Consider the following 1,125-nt stretch of genomic DNA (forward strand, 5'->3'; position numbering starts at 1 on the left):
GGATCGCTGCGCGCCCTGATGAAGTCCGCTTGGAGAACAGGTCCCACTCAATCGAGCGCGCTCGAAGCGCTTCGGATTGATCGGGGTGTCCTGGTTCTTCCTCTCCGTTTGTTCGCCATCACCTCACGTCGCCCTGACCGTTCGTTCAGCCGTTCAGGCGGTGGTCGCCTGCGCCTGGTAGCGTGAGCCGTCCCTGAGGACAGCGAAGATCGTTCTTGCCATGCGATGTGCCAACGCGATGGCGGCGACTTTCGTCTTCTTTCGGGCCAGCATGTCGGACAGCCAGTCCTGTCTCGGGCCGCACCTGGATCTCACCATGATCTGCGACATGGCGCCTAGATAAAGCAGCCGCCGAATATACCGGTTGCCCATCTTCGAGATTCGCCCGATCCTCTGTTTACCGCCGGTGGAATGCGGCTTGGGGGTCAGGCCGAGCCAGGCGGCATAGTCCCTCGCGCAGTCGAAGTTACCGACGTCCGGCGTCGTCGCTGCGATGATCGTCGCCGAGAGCTTGCCGACGCCCGGGATCGTCGCCAGACGCTGGCTCGTCTCGCATTGGGCGTGGGTCGCTTCGATCTCGCCCGTCAACCGCTCGATCCGCGTATCGGTGTCGACCAACTGCTCGAAGAGCAGACTGACGGGCAATCGGGCCGCGTCCGGCAGTTGGTGCAGTTGTGTCCTCAGCCGATCGACATTCTGCGCGCCCTTGGCTGTGATGACGCCGAACTCCGTCATGTGAGCGCGGATCGCGTTGCCGATCTGCGTGCGCTGACGGACCAGAAGATCCCGCGTGCGGTGGAGAACCAGGACCGCAGAGCAGGCTTCGCTCTTCACCGCGACAAACCGCATGGAGGGACGCGTGACCGCTTCACAGATGGCGGCCGCGTCGGCTGCGTCCGTCTTCCCGCGCTTCACATAAGGCTTTACGTAAGACGGCGGCATCAGCCGGACGTCATGCCCCAGTTCCTGAAGCCTGCGCCCCCAGTCGTGAGCGCCCCCGCAAGCTTCCATGCCGACCAAACATCGCGGCTGCTTCTCGAAAAACGCGAGCAGCTGGCTTCGACGGAGTTGGCGACGCACGAGAACACGACCGCTCGCATCGACACCGTGGATTTGGAAAACGCT

The 1,125-nt window shown here is 63.2% G+C and carries 1 protein-coding gene; it reads right to left on the minus strand.

What is annotated here, in order from left to right; translation table 11 throughout:
* Positions 1 to 153: 153 nt before the first annotated feature.
* Positions 154 to 1,125, minus strand: a 972-nt coding sequence (locus FV229_RS26940) for an IS110 family transposase (protein ID WP_246688360.1), incomplete at its 5' end; no start/stop codon positions are given.

The organism is Methylobacterium sp. WL120 (assembly GCF_008039465.1).
GTDB lineage: Bacteria > Pseudomonadota > Alphaproteobacteria > Rhizobiales > Beijerinckiaceae > Methylobacterium > Methylobacterium cerastii.